Raw genomic sequence first — 14159 nt, 5'->3', positions numbered from 1 at the left:
AGCTAGAGGAACGGCTCGATGGCCGGCAGCAGGTCCTGGAAGGTCCGGCCGCGCGCGGGCGCGCCGATCGCCTGCATCCCCCAGCCGCCGGACGGCTCGCGGAAGACCTTGGCCATGATCTGCCCGGTGTGCGGCCCGCCGCCGGCCAGCTCGTAGCGGGCGAGCTCCAGCCCGGTGGACTCGTCCACCAGCCGGCAGTAGGCGTTCTGGACCTCGGCGAAGGTCTGCCCGGTGTAGGAGCTCACCGTGAACACCACCTGGGTGATGTGCGCCGGCACGTGCACCAGGTCGACCAGGATCGACTCGTCGTCGCCGCCCGCGCCGGTGCCGCCGACCAGGTTGTCCCCCGTGTGCCTGACCGAGCCGTCGTTGCTCTCCAGGTGTTGGAAGAAGACCACGTCGGACGGGGTCTGCTCGGCGTAGAGCAGCGCCGAGGCGTCCAGGTCGATCTGCCGGGTCCGGCTGCCGAACAGGCCCCGCTTGGGCGCCGCCTTCCAGCCCAGCCCCATCCGGACGACCGTCAGCGACTCGCCCGTCCCCTTCTGCAGGCTGACCTGCTGCCCCTTGGCAAGGTTCACCGACACGGCGTCGTCCTCTCTGCCCAGCCGCGCGGCGGTTCGCCGCGCAGGCTCCACGGTGGAACACCCCGTTGCCGTCCCCCGGCTGAGGCCCCCTGGTGCTCCCGCCCCGTCCCGGAGGCGGCACCGCAGGAAAGCCTAGGGCCTGCGGACCGGCGCTTCGCCCGCCGCCTACCCGTTTGTGGCGAGCCTGAGACACCGCCGGGCTTGACCGGTGCCGGAACCGGCCAAACCCGGCGGGGTGCGCACTGCCGGGCGGGCCCTACGCGATCCCGGCCTCGCGCATCTGCCGCAGCTCCTTCTTCAGCTCCTTGACCTCGTCCCGCAGCCGGGCCGCGACCTCGAACTGGAGGTCCGTCGCGGCGGCGTGCATCCGGTCGGTCATCGACTGGATCAGCTCGGCCAGTTCCGCGGCCGGCATCGACTTGGCCGGCTTGCGGTCCGCGCCCAGCGCCGGCACCGGGGCCTTGCCCTTGGCCGCCGCACCCCGGTACCCGGTGGAGAGCAGCTCGTCGGTGTCCACGTCCTCGCGGGCGAGGGTGTCCAGGATGTCGCCGATCTTCTTCCGCAGCGGCTGCGGATCGATCCCGTGCTCCTTGTTGTAGGCCTGCTGCACGGCCCGGCGGCGGTTGGTCTCCTCGATCGCCTTCTCCATCGAGGGGGTGATCCGGTCCGCGTACATGTGGACCTGGCCGGAGACGTTGCGGGCGGCGCGGCCGATGGTCTGGATCAGCGAGGTCCCGGAGCGCAGGAAGCCCTCCTTGTCCGCGTCCAGGATCGCCACCAGGGAGACCTCGGGCAGGTCGAGGCCCTCACGGAGCAGGTTGATGCCGACCAGCACGTCGTACTTGCCCGCGCGCAGCTCGCGCAGCAGCTCGACCCGGCGCAGCGTGTCGACGTCGCTGTGCAGGTAGCGGACCCGGATGTCCAGGCCGAGCATGTAGTCGGTGAGGTCCTCGGCCATCTTCTTGGTGAGGGTGGTGACCAGGACGCGCTCGTCCCGCTCCACCCGCTTGCGCACCTCGTGCACCAGGTCGTCGATCTGGCCCTCGGTGGGCTTGACGATCACCTCGGGGTCGATCAGGCCGGTCGGGCGGATGATCTGCTCGACCTGGCCGTCGCCGCGGGACAGCTCGTACGGGCCGGGGGTGGCCGACAGGTAGACGGTCTGGTCGGTCCGCTCCAGGAACTCCTCCCACTTCAGCGGGCGGTTGTCCATCGCGGAGGGCAGCCGGAAGCCGTGCTCGACCAGGGTGCGCTTGCGCGAGGCGTCGCCCTCGTACATCGCGCCGATCTGCGGGACGGTGACGTGCGACTCGTCGATCACCAGGAGGAAGTCCTCCGGGAAGTAGTCGAGGAGGGTGTTCGGCGGGGAGCCGGGCTCGCGGCCGTCGAAGTGCATCGAGTAGTTCTCGACGCCGGAGCAGGTGCCGATCTGGCGGAGCATCTCGATGTCGTACGTGGTGCGCATCCGCAGCCGCTGGGCCTCCAGCAGCTTGCCCTGCTTCTCCAGCCTGGCGAGCGTCTGCTCCAGCTCCTGCTCGATGCCGTTGACGGCGCGCTCCATCCGCTCCGGACCGGCCACGTAGTGCGAGGCGGGGAAGACGTAGACGGCGGCGTCCTGGCTGATGATCTCGCCGGTGAGCGGGTGCAGCGTGTACAGCGCCTCGATCTCGTCGCCGAACATCTCGATCCGGACGGCGAGCTCCTCGTACACCGGGAAGATCTCGACGGTGTCGCCGCGGACGCGGAAGGTGCCGCGGGTGAAGGCGAGGTCGTTGCGGGTGTACTGGATGTCGACGAAGCGGCGCAGCAGCACGTCGCGGTCGATCTCGTCGCCGACCCTCAGCTGCACCATCCGGTCGACGTACTCCTGCGGGGTGCCGAGGCCGTAGATGCAGGAGACGGAGGCGACCACGACCACGTCCCGGCGGGTGAGCAGCGAGTTGGTGGCGGAGTGGCGCAGCCGCTCGACCTCCTCGTTGATCGAGGAGTCCTTCTCGATGTAGGTGTCCGTCTGCGGGACGTACGCCTCGGGCTGGTAGTAGTCGTAGTACGAGACGAAGTACTCGACGGCGTTGTTCGGCAGCAGCTCGCGGAACTCGTTGGCCAGCTGGGCGGCCAGCGTCTTGTTCGGCGCCATCACCAGGGTGGGGCGCTGCAGCCGCTCGATCATCCAGGCCGTGGTGGCCGACTTGCCGGTACCGGTGGCGCCGAGCAGGACGACGTCCTTCTCCCCCGCGCGGATCCGGCGCTCCAGCTCGGCGATGGCCGCGGGCTGGTCGCCGTTGGGCTGGTAGGGACTGACGACCTCGAAGGGCGCCACTGACCGCTCAATGCTCGTGATGGGTCGCACGTGTCCACCGTACGACCCACCACCGACAAAGACGGCCCGCTCCGCGGCCCCGGCCCCGGCCGGCGCCCGTCCGGGGCCCCGCGGGGCCCTACCGGGCGCTGTCCCGGGCCAGGGCGACCAGGCGGGAGATCGCCCGCAGGTACTTCTTCCGGTAGCCGCCCCGCAGCATCTCCTCCGGGAACACCTGGTCGAAGGGAACGCCGGAGGCGGTGATCGGCAGCTCGCGGTCGTACATCCGGTCGGCGAGGACGACCAGGCGCAGCGCGGTGGACTGGTCGTCGACCCGGCGCACGCCGCGCAGGCAGACCGCGGTCACGTCGTCCAGCAGCGCGCCGTAGCGGCTGGGGTGGACGGCGGACAGGTGGTCGAGCAGCGCGCCGAAGTCGTCCAGCGAGGCGCCCGGGGTTTCGGCGGCGACGGCCTCGACGCGGGCGTCGGTGTACGGCGGCGGGGCGTCCGGCAGGCCGCGGTGGCGGTAGTCCTGCCCGTCGATCCGCATCGGGCGGAAGTGCGCGGACAGGCCCTGGATCTCGCGCAGGAAGTCGGCGGCGGCGAACCGGCCCTCGCCGAGCTTCTCGGGCAAGGTGTTGGAGGTGGCGCAGAGCTTCACGCCGTTGTCGACCAGCCGGCCGAGCAGGGTGGAGACCAGCACGGTGTCGCCCGGGTCGTCCAGCTCGAACTCGTCGATGCAGAGCAGCTTGTGCCCGGAGAGGGTGGTCACCGCCTGCTGGAAGCCCAGCGCGCCGACCAGGTTGGTGAGCTCGACGAAGGTGCCGAAGGCCTTGGGACCGGGGGCGGCGTGCCAGAGCGAGGCGAGCAGGTGGGTCTTGCCCACGCCGTAGCCGCCGTCGAGGTACACGCCGGCCGGGCCGGTGGGCTCGGGGGCGCTGCGGCGGAACCAGCTGCGCCTGGGCGCGGAACCGTTCCCCGCGTTGAGACCGCCGGCGAACTGCTCCAGGACCTGCACGGCCTCGTACTGGCTGGGCTGGCCCGGGTCCGGGAGGTACGTCCCGAAGCTCACGTCGGAGAAGCGCGGCGGCGGGACCATCTCGGCCACCAGGCGCTCGGCGGGGACGACGGGGCGCCGGTCGGTGAGGGCGGTGGGCGCGGCGGACGGGGCGGCGGTCGCTATGGACTCGGTCGCGGCGTCGGGGTGTGGGGCTGCTGCGGGCACGGTAGTAGAGGGTACGCCTGGTCGCGCACCGGCCTGGCCGGGGCCGCCGGCGGGGGCCGGTGGAAGACTGGTGGCATGCATCAGTTGATCAGCCCGCTGGCCGAGCCGTTCGCCGATCCCGCCTCGCTGGAGTCGCTGGCCGCCGTCTACGCGTACCCCGACCAGGTGAATCGGGGCCGGCCGTGGCTGCGCGCCAACATGGTGGCCGGCCTGGACGGGGCGGCGAAGCTGGACGGGCTCTCGGAGGGGCTCTCCGGGGACGCCGACAAGCGGATCTTCGGGGTGCTGCGGGCGCTGTCCGACGTGGTGCTGGTCGGCGCCGAGACAGTCCGCGCCGAGGGCTACCGGCCCGGGCGGGCGCGCGCCGAGTTCGCCGCGGCGCGCCGCGCGGCCGGCCAGGCCCCCGCGCCGGTGATCGCGGTGGTCAGCCGCTCGCTGGGGCTGGACCTGGCGGCGCCGCTGTTCACCGGGCCGCTGGTCCGGACGGTGGTGATCACCGTCGAGGACGCGCCCGCCGCGCGCCTCGCCGAGGTCGCCGCGGTGGCCGACGTGATCGTCGCCGGCCGGGGTTCGGTGGACCTGACGGCGGCGGTGGCGGCACTGGCGGACCGGGGCTGGACGCGGCTGCTGACCGAGGGCGGCCCGCGACTGCTCGGCCAGCTGGCCGCGGCGGGGCTGCTGGACGAACTGTGCCTGTCGGTCGCGCCGCTGGTCACCGCCGGCGACGCGCCGCGGATCATCCGCGATGCGCAAATGCCTGACGTGCAGCGGATGCGGCTGGTCTCATTGATCGAGCAGAAAGGATTCCTCTTCACCCGCTACCTGCGTCTTCACCCGCAGTCCGCCTCTTCGGCCCCCTGAGCGCCGGACGCGGCCGCGCTCCCTCCGGGGCCGGCCCGCCCGCGCGGCCCAGGTGGCCCGCGAGCAGCGTGCGGAAAGCTTCCGCCGGGCAGTATGGGATGCGATGCCGGGGCCCGGGGGCCGGCCACTGGAAGGGACTCACGTGTTCAAGACGGTACTGATGATCGAGAAGGCGCTCTCCGACGCGGACGTGGAGCTGGTCACCACGCTCCACGGCGACGAGAAGGTGTCCTTCGTCGTCCTGATGCAGCCGCGCGGCAAGCAGGACGAGCTGCTGCGGGCACTGGACGACGTCGCCCTCGGCCACCTGGACAAGGTGGTGCACGAGCACGACGAGTCCGAGAGCGGGCCGACGGTGGGCGACGAGTCGCTGGCGCACAGCCTGCGCCACCTGCGGGCCGCCGGGGCCGAGGCGGTCGGCGAGCTGGTCGAGGACAAGCCGCTGGACCGGCTGCGGTCGGTGGTCGAGGAGCACCGGGCCGACGAGGTCGTCGTGCTCACCTCGCCGCACTTCGTGGAGGAGTTCTTCCACCGCGACTGGGCCTCCCAGGCCCGGCACAAGGTGGGCGTCCCGGTCCTGCGGCTGTTCGCCAGCGACTCCTGACCGGACGCTCACGTGGTGCAGAATCGTCCTTGCGGTCCGCCCGCGAGGACGATTCGCACATCGGCTCGCGGACCCGGCCGCACACCTGTCCTTCCCTCCTTGCCCGCCGTACGGGCGGGAGGGGCCCATCGCCCGTACGGAGCCCCGCCTTGAACGACGCCGCGCACGACCTGCACGCCCCGCACTTCATCGGCATCGGCGGCGCCGGGATGTCCGGCCTGGCGAAGATCCTCGCGGTGCGCGGCGCCAGCGTCTCCGGCAGCGACTCCAAGGAGTCCGAGACCGTCCTCGCGCTGCGCGCGCTCGGCGCCAGCGTGCACATCGGCCACGCCGCCGAGCACGTCCCGGACGGCGTCAGCAGCGTCGTCGTCTCCAGCGCGATCCGCGCGGACAACCCGGAGCTGGCCGCCGCCCGCGAGCGCGGCATCCCGGTCGTCCACCGCTCCGACGCACTGGCCGCGCTGATGGGCGGCCGCCGGGCGCTGGCGGTGGCCGGCACCCACGGCAAGACGACCACCACCAGCATGCTCGCCGTCGCCCTCGGCGAGCTGGGCCTCGACCCCTCGTACGCGATCGGCGGCGACCTCGACGCCCCCGGCTCCAACGCCCACCACGGCACCGGCGAGATCTTCGTCGCCGAGGCCGACGAGAGCGACCGCAGCTTCCACAAGTACGCGCCCGAGGTGGCGATCGTGCTCAACGTGGAGCTGGACCACCACGCCAACTACGCCTCGATCGACGACATCTACGAGTCCTTCGAGACCTTCGTCGGCCGGATCACCCCCGGCGGCACCCTGGTCGTCTCCGCCGACCACGACGGCGCCCGCGAGCTGACCTCCCGGGTGGCCGGCCGCGAGGGCCTGAACGTGGTCACCGTCGGCGCCGCCGAGGACGCCGACGTCCGCGTCCTGTCGGTCACCGCGCGTGGCATGACCAGCGAGGTCGCCGTCCTGCTGGACGGCGAGGAGCTGACCTTCACCGTCTCGGTGCCCGGCCGCCACTACGCCCACAACGCGGTCGCCGCGCTGGCCGCCGGCGCGGCCCTCGGCGTCCCGGCCGCCGACCTGGCCAAGGCGCTCGGCTCCTACACCGGCGTGCGGCGCCGGCTCCAGCTCAAGGGCGAGGCCGGCGGCGTCCAGGTGATCGACTCCTACGCCCACCACCCGACCGAGATGACCGCCGACCTGGAGGCGATCCGCGAGGGCCTGGAGGGGTCCGGCCGGGTGCTGGTGGTCTTCCAGCCGCACCTGTTCAGCCGCACCCAGCAGCTCGCCGAGGAGATGGGCCGGGCACTCGCCCTCGCCGACGCCTCGGTGGTGCTCGACATCTACCCGGCCCGCGAGGACCCGATCCCGGGCGTCACCAGCGAGCTGATCATCGACGCGGCCCGCCGGGCCGGCGCCGACGTCACCGCCGAGCACGCCTTCGACGCCGCCCCCGCGCTGCTGGCCGGCCTGGCCCGCCCGGGCGACCTGCTGCTCACCATGGGCGCCGGCGACGTCACCAACCTCGGGCCGGCCGTCCTGGAAGAATTGGGGAGGGGCCTCCGGCACCTCAACAGCGTTGCCACCAACGTCTGATTCCGCCCGACGGGAGCCGTGATGAGCTACGAGATCGAGAAGTCCGACGCCGAGTGGCGCGCCCAGCTCACGCCGGAGGAGTACCACGTCCTCCGCGAGGCGGGCACCGAACGCCCCTTCACCGGTGAGTACACGGACACCAAGACGGTCGGCGTCTACGCCTGCCGGGCCTGCGGCGCCGAGCTGTTCAGCTCGGAGACCAAGTTCGACAGCCACTGCGGCTGGCCGTCCTACTTCGCGCCGCTGGCCGAGGACCGCGTCCAGTACATCGAGGACACTTCCCTCGGCATGCGCCGGGTCGAGGTCCGCTGCGCCCGCTGCGGCGGGCACCTCGGGCACGTCTTCGAGGGCGAGGGCTACGGCACGCCCACCGACCAGCGGTACTGCATCAACAGCATCTCGCTGACGCTGAAGCCGGCCGACGAGGGCTGACGAAGCGGGGCCGCGGGCCCGGGAGCCGACCCCCGGCTCCCGGGCCCGCGTGCTATCCGGAGACCGGGTGGAAGCGGACCGGGAGGTGGACCAGGGCGCGGTGGAACGGGCCCGGGCGCCAGAGGAGTTCCGCGGCGGGGGTGGCCAGTTCCAGGTCGCTCAGCCGGCTGGTGAGCTGCTCGATCGCGGTGATCGCGATCAGCAGCGCGGGGTCGCGGGCCGGGCAGGCGTGCGGGCCTGCCGCCCAGGCCAGGTGCGCGGACTCGCCGCTGCGCAGCCCGCTGCCCTCCGCGGGCGGCGCGGCCTGGGAGTTGGCGGCCGCGTAGGAGACCAGCACCAGCGAGCCGGCCGCGATCTCCCGGCCGTGGAAGGTGATGTCGTACCGCGGGTAGTGCGCCGAGAGGTTGGCCATCGGCGGCTCGTGCCAGAGCACCTCGTCGATCGCCTGGTAGGCGGTCATCGCGCCGCCGATCAGCGAGCCGGCGTAGCGGGCGTCGGTGAGCAGGCGCAGCAGGGCGTTGCCGATCAGGTTGGTGGTCGGCTCGTGCCCGGCGATCATCGTGAGGGTGATCTGCCGGATCACCTCGTCGTTGTCCAGCCCCGCGGGGTGGGTGACGAACCACGAGGTCAGGTCGTGCCGGGGGCGCTCGCGCCGCTCGGCGACCATGTCGGTGACCACCGCGACGAGGTCCCCGTAGGCGGCCACGGCCTTCTCGGTGGACTCGATCATCCCGGCGATGCCGGCCACCAGCCGTGCGCTGTGCTCCTCGGGCACGCCGAACCAGGTGGTGAGGACGGACACCGGCAGCTGCCGGGCGTACTCGGCGATCAGGTCGGCGGTGCCGACCGCCTCGAAGGCGCCGATCAGGCGGTGGGCGACCTCGGCCACCCGGCGCTGGAGCAGGTGCGGTTCGAGCAGGGCGAGCCCGTCGGTGATCACCCGGCGGTAGCGGGCGTGCACCTCGCCGTCGCTGAACAGGGCGGTGGGGCGGTAGCCGAGCATCGGCAGCAGCGGGGAGGTCGGCGGGACGGTCTGCTGCCAGGCCCGGGAGTCCTTCGAGAAGGTGTCGGTGTCGCGCAGCAGGTCCAGGGCCGCCTGGTAGTCGGTGACCAGCAGGGCCTCGACGCCGGGGGCGATCTCCACCGGGGCGACGGCGCCGTGCCGGCGCAGCCGGTCGTAGACGAGCTGCGGGTCGGCGGCGAACGCCGGGCCGTAGATCGGGGTCGGCCGCTCGGCCGTCGCGGGGGCGGCGGAGCCCGGGGCCGGGGCGTCGGTGGCGCCCGGGGCCGGGGCGTCGGTGGCGGTGCGGGTGTCGGTCACGGCCCCTCCGGGGCGGGATCGGGGGCTGGGGGCAGGCCGTGCAGGACGTGCTCGGCGAGCGCGATCAGCGCGTCGAGGCTGGAACGGCGCTCACGGGCGTCGCAGAGCACCAGCGGAGTGGCGGGGGGCAGGTCCAGGTGGGCCCGGAGCACGTCGACGGAGTGCACCGGCGCGTCGGGGAAGCCGTTGACGGCCACCGCGTAGGGCAGGCCCTGCTCCTCGACCATGTCCATGATCTCGAAGGAGTCCGCCAGCCGGCGGGTGTCGGCCAGCACCAGCGCGCCCACGGCGCCCCGGGCGATGTCCCGCCAGAGCGGGAAGAACCGGCGCTGTCCGGGTGTGCCGAACAGGTACAGCACCACCTGACCGGGCAGGGTGAGACGGCCGAAGTCGACCGCGACCGTGGTGGTGCGCTTGCCGGGCAGCAGCGCGGCGTCGTCTACGGGCGCCCCGGTCTCGGTCATCGCCTCCTCGGTGTGGAGGGTCGCGATCTCCGACAGGGTGCGGATCAGCGTCGTCTTGCCGACGCCGAACGGGCCGGCGACGACCAGCTTCATCAGGGTCTGGTCCCGGTCGGGCAGGTAGCCCACGCGGCTCGCCCGACCGGTGCGGTCGGCCGGGCTACCGGAGTGCGCGGAGTCCAACGAGGAGCCTCTCGACGATGGTGCGGTCGGTCTGCTGGGCACGGGGGATCGGGGCGCGGGCGCGCAGGCAGCCCGCCTCGACCAGATCGGCCGCGAGGAAGACGGTGGCACTGACCGGGAGCCGCAGGTGCGCGGCGGCCTCCACCACGGTCAGTGCGCCGGGCCTCAGCAGCTCCCACAGCCGCTGGTGCTCGGCCTCCAGCTCCGGCGACTCCGGCGACGGCGCGGTGCCCGTCGCGCACAGCACGGTGAGCCGCTCGAAACCGGCGGTGCCCGGCCGGGACCGGCCGCCGGTGGCCAGGTAGGCGGGGACCATCCGCCTGCGGGGGACGGCGGTCATGACCGCGCTGTCGCGTCCTGCCGCCTGGCCGGGCTCGCCAGGGCACGGCCGAGAGCGGCCACCTGGACCTGCATCTGGTACGCCACGTTGCCGAGCTGGGCCTCCGGGGTGGTGAACACCGCCAGCGAGGTGTTCTCGCCGGCCGGCACGACGATGGCGAAGCCCAGGTCGGACTCGACCACGGTCTGGGCCAGCCGCGGCTGTTCGACGTCGGTGAACGAGGTGGTGAACGCCCGGGAGGCGGCGTGCAGGGTGGCCGTCATCGCGGCGACCCGCTCGGCGGAGGCGCGGCCGAGGCCGTCGGAGGCGCCCTCGACCAGACCGTCACCGGTGGCGATGACCGCGTGCAGGACGCCCGGCAGCTCCAGCAGCGGGGTCAGCACCCACGAGATCTCGTCGGTGGCGGTGGGGCTGGTGGTGCTGCTCACTGCTCGGCTCCTTCGGGGGACGGGGCGGGACGGTGGCCGGTCCGGCCCGTACGGGCGGCGGCGGGGCCGGTGTGGTCGGCCCCGCCGCCGTCGGGGTCGCCGTGGTCGGCGGCCCGGGCGTCGGTGCTGGTCCTCGCAGTGAGGGGCTGCGTGGTGGTCGGTGCGGGGGCGGTGCCGGCCACGGGGGCCGGGTCGGTCGCGGGGGCGGTGCCGGCCACGGGAGCCGGGTCGGCAGCGGGGAGGGGGTCGGTCGCGGGGACGACCGTCGGGACGGGGGCCGGGTCGGCCACGGGGAGGGCAGCGGGGACGGGGTCGGCAGTGGCCCCACCGAGGGCTGCCGCCTCGTCGGCGGCTGCGGCCGCGGCGACGGCGGCCCGGCCGGAGCCGGTGCCCTGTTGCAGCGCCTGCCAGCGGGCGGCCGCCTGCTCGGGCGTCCGCGCGTCCGCCTCCGCCGGGTCGTCGGCCGCCGGAACCCGCGGCACAGACCCCGTCGCCGAGTCCGCCGCGGCCGCGCCGTCGGCGGGCTGCGGACGGTGGGCGAGCGGCTGCCGCCGGCGCCGGCTGGGCAGTCCGCTGCCGTCGTCCGCCACGGCGTGCACCGGCGGCACGACGTGCATGGCCGGCGCCTGCTCCCGGTCCGGCCCCTCCTGCCCGCCGGGCTCGTCCGACCGGCCCCGCCGCGCGGGCAGCGCCTGCACGGTGGGGGCCGGGCCGGAGCCGGCCCGCAGCGGAAGCGGGGTGAGCACCGAGAGCGGCTGCGCACCGTCGACCACGGTCAGCAGCGCGGCCGGGATCCGCACGATGGTCCGCATGCCGCCGTACGGCGAGGGCTCGATGTGGCAGGCGAAGCCGTACTGCCGGGCGAGCTTGCCGACCACCGCGAAGCCGGTCTTCGGAGGGTTGCCCAGCTCGGTCAGCAGCACCTCGGACGGGCCGGCCAACAGGCGGCGGGCCCGGCCCAGCTGGTCCTCCTCCATCCCGATCCCGCTGTCGTCGACGATCACCAGCGCCCCGCGGCCGCCCTGCTGGACGGTGACCGGCACGTCCGTCTCCGGGTGCGAGTACGAGGTGGCGTTGGCGAGCAGCTCGGCGATGGTGATGGCGAGCGGCTCGGCGGCGCGGGCCACCACGGCCAGCCGGTTCTCCCGCAGGTGGTTGGCCACCTTGACGCGGGCGTAGCCGGGCACCCGGGAGAGCGCGCCGACCACCACCTCGGCCAGCGGCGAGTCGGTCCGGGCCAGGCCCGGCCAGGCCTCGCAGAGCACGGCGATGGTCTGGATCCGGCGCAGCGCGACCTCGTTGCGGAAGTCGACCTCCAGCAGCCGCGGATCGTCGTTGTCGTTCTGGAGCTGCTGGACGAGGCTCTGGATCTGGTAGAGCAGGGTCTGGATCTTGGAGGTGGCACCGCGCATCGCGGCCCGGGCGGCGGCGTCGACCCGCTCGCGCTCCTCGGTCACCGCGGCGGCCGAGGCGTCCAGCACGGCCTGCAGCAGCCGGACCGCCTCCGGGCCGACCGCCTCGGCGTCCAGCGGCCCGGCGGCGGGGGCGTTGGGGTGGCTGAGCCGCAGCGCGGCGGTGGCCACCCGTTCCTCGGCCAGGTGGCCGATCTCGGCCAGCAGCGCCGCGGTGCGCTCCTCGGCGGCCGCGCGCAGGCGCACGGCCTCGGCGGTGCGGTCCTCGGCGGCGCGGGCGTGCAGTTCGGCCTCGGCGGCCCGGTGCTCCGCCGCCGCGGTGCGCTGGTCCGCCTCGCGGACCCGGCCCTCGGCGGCCAGCGCACGGGTCTCGGCCCGCTTGGTCTCCTCGGTGACCCGGCGGGTGACCGCCTGCGCGTCGCGGAGCTGTTGCTCGCCCCGGGCCAGCCGGGCGTCGGCGGCGCGGGCGCGTTCCTCGCCGTGGGCGGCGGCCGTCTCGGCCGCGCCGGCACGGGCGAGGGCACGGGACCGTCCGCGGGCGAGGAGACCGGCCGCCGCGAGCGCGGCGACCGCCGTCACGGCCAGGGCGAGCAGCGCGATCTGCGTCATCGAAGTCCTCGGAGGTCCTCGGTCGAAGGGGCTGGAGGTGGAGCGGGGCCGCACCGGTGGCGCGGGGCGGGCCTTCGGGCGACTGCCCGGCCGGTCGGGCCGCGGCCCGACCGGCCGCAGCCCGATCAGGCAGGGGTGGCGGCGGCGTGCGCGGAACGCGGTCCCGCGGTGGCGCCGGTCTGTCCCGCCGACGCCTCGATCTCGCGGGCCACCAGCGCCACCTGGGTCATCGCCTCCAGCACGTTCGGCGCGGCGCTGCCGTCCAGGTGCCGGTACTCGGCGGACACGGTGAGCACCAGCCGCTCGGGCAGGCCCAGTTCGGGGTAGCGCTGCTCGGCGATGATCCGTCGGGCGGCGTCCAGCGCGGGCGTGCCCTCGGCGTGGAGTGCGTGCGCGCGCTCGCGGACGTGGGCGAGGTAGGCGATGTGCGCCTGGACGCCGGAGCGGTCGAGCACCGGGCCGTGGCCGGGGACGAAGATCTCCGCGCCGGTGGCCAGGGCCTGCTCGCAGGCGCCGATGATGTTCTCCAGCGGGCCGGACCAGTGCGAGGGGTGGTCACCGGGCTGCTCGGGCGTCGAGCCGAAGACCACGTCACCGGTGAACACGGTGCGCTGGTACGGCAGGTGGACCATCAGGTCGCCGCCGGTGTGCGCGGCGGGCAGACCGGTGATCTGCACGGGGTACTCCCCCACCCGCAGTTCCAGCTCGCCGCGGAAGACGGTCTGCGGGTGCACCGGCTCGGTCTGCGACCAGTCGAACTGTCCGAAATGCCGTTGCAGGTAGCCGCCGAGCGGAGAGTCGGGGTCACCGCCGGCGACCAGCGCGTGCTGCTGCTTCGGGGCCGGCTCGTAGTGGATGTGCTCCAGCGCCTCATGAGTGGCGATCACCTCGGCGTCGGGGAGCACGCCGGCGCCCCACAGGTGGTCGCCGTTGGCGTGGGTGACGACCACGCGGTCGACGTCGACGCCCTCGGGCAGCCGCTTGCGGCTCTCGGCGAGGAACTCCGCGGCGAGGGAGGGGTCGTAGGGGGTGTCGATCCAGAGCGCGGTCCTCGGCGAGGCCAGCAGACCGCAGTTGGCCAGCCCCCAGCCCCGCTTCGGCGGAAGCCACACGTACAGGTCTTCGGCGATCGCGCTCACGTTCGCGCGGCTGGTCGTCATGGGCGCGATTATGCCGATGATGTGACTGTGGTGAGGCGGAACCCCTGCGATTCCAGCCACTTCCCGCCCCGAACTCGCCCGACCCGTCCGGATTGTCCGTATCACGGTCCGGACCATTCTGCCCCATCGGCCGGGGCCGCGCGGTGGACGCCGGGGCCCGGTGGACGCCGTGCCCGGTGGCCCGGTGGACGCGAACGCCGGGGCCCGGTGGACGCCGTGCCCGGTGGCCCGGTGGACGCGGTGGCCCGGCCCTCACACCACCGGCAGCACCCGGCAGACCTCGACGGTCACGTCCACGGTGTCCAGGCCGATCACCCGGCCCTCGACCGCGGCGAATCCTTTCTCCCCCGACCGGAACAGTGCCGCCAGCGGCGACTTCCGGGTCGCCGCCGCCAGCGCCTCCACCGCCATCGCCGAGCCGAAGGCGAAGACCCCGCAGAGCACGACGCAGGGCGCGTGCCGGGGCGTCCGGGTCACGAAGACGAAGCCGTGGTCACGGATCAGCTCGTCGGCCGCGTTGTACTGCGCCTCGAAGGTCATCCCGCCCCACCGGGCCCGCGCCGCCTCCGGGTAGTCCATACGGAAGTCCGGGAAGGCGGCGCCGAGGACGCCCGCCGAGTACGTGTTGACGCTCGGCCCGCCGATCGAGAACGTCGGCAT

At 74.0% G+C, this 14159-nt stretch carries 14 protein-coding genes; 4 read left to right on the top strand and 10 right to left on the bottom strand.

All coding sequences use genetic code 11. The features are described from left to right. Positions 1–2: 2 nt before the first annotated feature. The 3 genes from MCM47_RS20260 to zapE form a co-directional block, all read right to left on the bottom strand. The gene (locus MCM47_RS20260; RefSeq protein ID WP_238863064.1) at positions 3–584 is read right to left on the bottom strand and encodes a TerD family protein; all 582 of its coding nucleotides are present in this window, start codon (positions 582–584) and stop codon (positions 3–5) included. Between the two features lie 256 nt (positions 585–840). After that, positions 841–2934 carry an excinuclease ABC subunit UvrB gene (uvrB, locus tag MCM47_RS20255; protein WP_238863063.1) on the bottom strand — a complete coding sequence of 698 codons (2094 nt, stop codon included), beginning with the start codon at positions 2932–2934 and terminating at the stop codon, positions 841–843. Between the two features lie 88 nt (positions 2935–3022). Beyond that, positions 3023–4108: a cell division protein ZapE gene (gene zapE / locus MCM47_RS20250; RefSeq protein WP_374209178.1), complete on the bottom strand. Its 1086-nt coding sequence runs from the start codon at positions 4106–4108 to the stop codon at positions 3023–3025. A 75-nt stretch (positions 4109–4183) separates the two neighbouring features. Here zapE and MCM47_RS20245 point away from each other — a divergent pair, with 75 nt between their 5' ends. From MCM47_RS20245 to msrB, 4 genes are all read left to right on the top strand, one after another. After that, positions 4184–4969 (top strand): pyrimidine reductase family protein, encoded by a 786-nt coding sequence (locus MCM47_RS20245; protein WP_238863062.1) that lies wholly within the window; start codon positions 4184–4186, stop codon positions 4967–4969. A 142-nt stretch (positions 4970–5111) separates the two neighbouring features. Beyond that, the gene (locus tag MCM47_RS20240) at positions 5112–5573 is read left to right on the top strand and encodes an indole-3-glycerol phosphate synthase (protein ID WP_238863061.1); all 462 of its coding nucleotides are present in this window, start codon (positions 5112–5114) and stop codon (positions 5571–5573) included. Between the two features lie 149 nt (positions 5574–5722). Next, positions 5723–7153, top strand: a complete 1431-nt coding sequence (murC, locus tag MCM47_RS20235; protein WP_255752587.1) for a UDP-N-acetylmuramate--L-alanine ligase — start codon at positions 5723–5725, stop codon at positions 7151–7153. 21 nt (positions 7154–7174) lie between these two features. Next, positions 7175–7585 (top strand): peptide-methionine (R)-S-oxide reductase MsrB, encoded by a 411-nt coding sequence (msrB, locus tag MCM47_RS20230; RefSeq protein WP_238863060.1) that lies wholly within the window; start codon positions 7175–7177, stop codon positions 7583–7585. Between the two features lie 52 nt (positions 7586–7637). On the opposite strand, the gene MCM47_RS20225 is transcribed toward msrB, so the two are convergent. The 7 genes from MCM47_RS20225 to MCM47_RS20195 form a co-directional block, all read right to left on the bottom strand. After that, entirely contained in the window at positions 7638–8906 is a 1269-nt protein-coding gene (locus tag MCM47_RS20225; RefSeq protein ID WP_374209177.1) for a cytochrome P450, read from the bottom strand. Further along, complete coding sequence (locus MCM47_RS20220; RefSeq protein WP_238863059.1) at positions 8903–9550, bottom strand: ATP/GTP-binding protein; 648 nt, start codon at positions 9548–9550, stop codon at positions 8903–8905. The genes MCM47_RS20225 and MCM47_RS20220 overlap by 4 nt, the downstream gene beginning before the upstream one ends. Continuing rightward, positions 9528–9890: a DUF742 domain-containing protein gene (locus MCM47_RS20215; protein ID WP_238863058.1), complete on the bottom strand. Its 363-nt coding sequence runs from the start codon at positions 9888–9890 to the stop codon at positions 9528–9530. Before MCM47_RS20215 ends, MCM47_RS20220 begins: the two co-directional genes overlap by 23 nt. Beyond that, positions 9887–10318: a roadblock/LC7 domain-containing protein gene (locus MCM47_RS20210; protein WP_238863057.1), complete on the bottom strand. Its 432-nt coding sequence runs from the start codon at positions 10316–10318 to the stop codon at positions 9887–9889. The genes MCM47_RS20215 and MCM47_RS20210 overlap by 4 nt, the downstream gene beginning before the upstream one ends. Beyond that, the gene (locus MCM47_RS20205) at positions 10315–12339 is read right to left on the bottom strand and encodes an ATP-binding protein (RefSeq protein ID WP_238863056.1); all 2025 of its coding nucleotides are present in this window, start codon (positions 12337–12339) and stop codon (positions 10315–10317) included. The genes MCM47_RS20210 and MCM47_RS20205 overlap by 4 nt, the downstream gene beginning before the upstream one ends. 125 nt (positions 12340–12464) lie before the next feature. After that, positions 12465–13499, bottom strand: a complete 1035-nt coding sequence (locus MCM47_RS20200; protein WP_238863055.1) for an MBL fold metallo-hydrolase — start codon at positions 13497–13499, stop codon at positions 12465–12467. 252 nt (positions 13500–13751) lie between these two features. Beyond that, on the bottom strand, positions 13752–14159 hold a 408-nt coding region (locus MCM47_RS20195), incomplete at its 5' end, for a hypothetical protein (protein ID WP_238863054.1).

This window comes from Kitasatospora sp. A2-31 (assembly GCF_022288725.1).
Classification (GTDB): Bacteria; Actinomycetota; Actinomycetes; order Streptomycetales; family Streptomycetaceae; genus Kitasatospora.
Note: the sequence above shows the minus strand (reverse complement) of the source record. Positions and strands in the feature narration are given on the sequence as shown.

Coding starts and splice junctions, on each gene's coding strand:
- msrB (WP_238863060.1), top strand. CDS start 7,175: ATGAGCTACGAGATCGAGAAGTCCGACGCCGAGTGGCGCGCCCAGCTC.
- MCM47_RS20245 (WP_238863062.1), top strand. CDS start 4,184: ATGCATCAGTTGATCAGCCCGCTGGCCGAGCCGTTCGCCGATCCCGCC.
- MCM47_RS20200 (WP_238863055.1), bottom strand. CDS start 13,499: ATGACGACCAGCCGCGCGAACGTGAGCGCGATCGCCGAAGACCTGTAC.
- MCM47_RS20205 (WP_238863056.1), bottom strand. CDS start 12,339: ATGACGCAGATCGCGCTGCTCGCCCTGGCCGTGACGGCGGTCGCCGCG.
- MCM47_RS20215 (WP_238863058.1), bottom strand. CDS start 9,890: ATGACCGCCGTCCCCCGCAGGCGGATGGTCCCCGCCTACCTGGCCACC.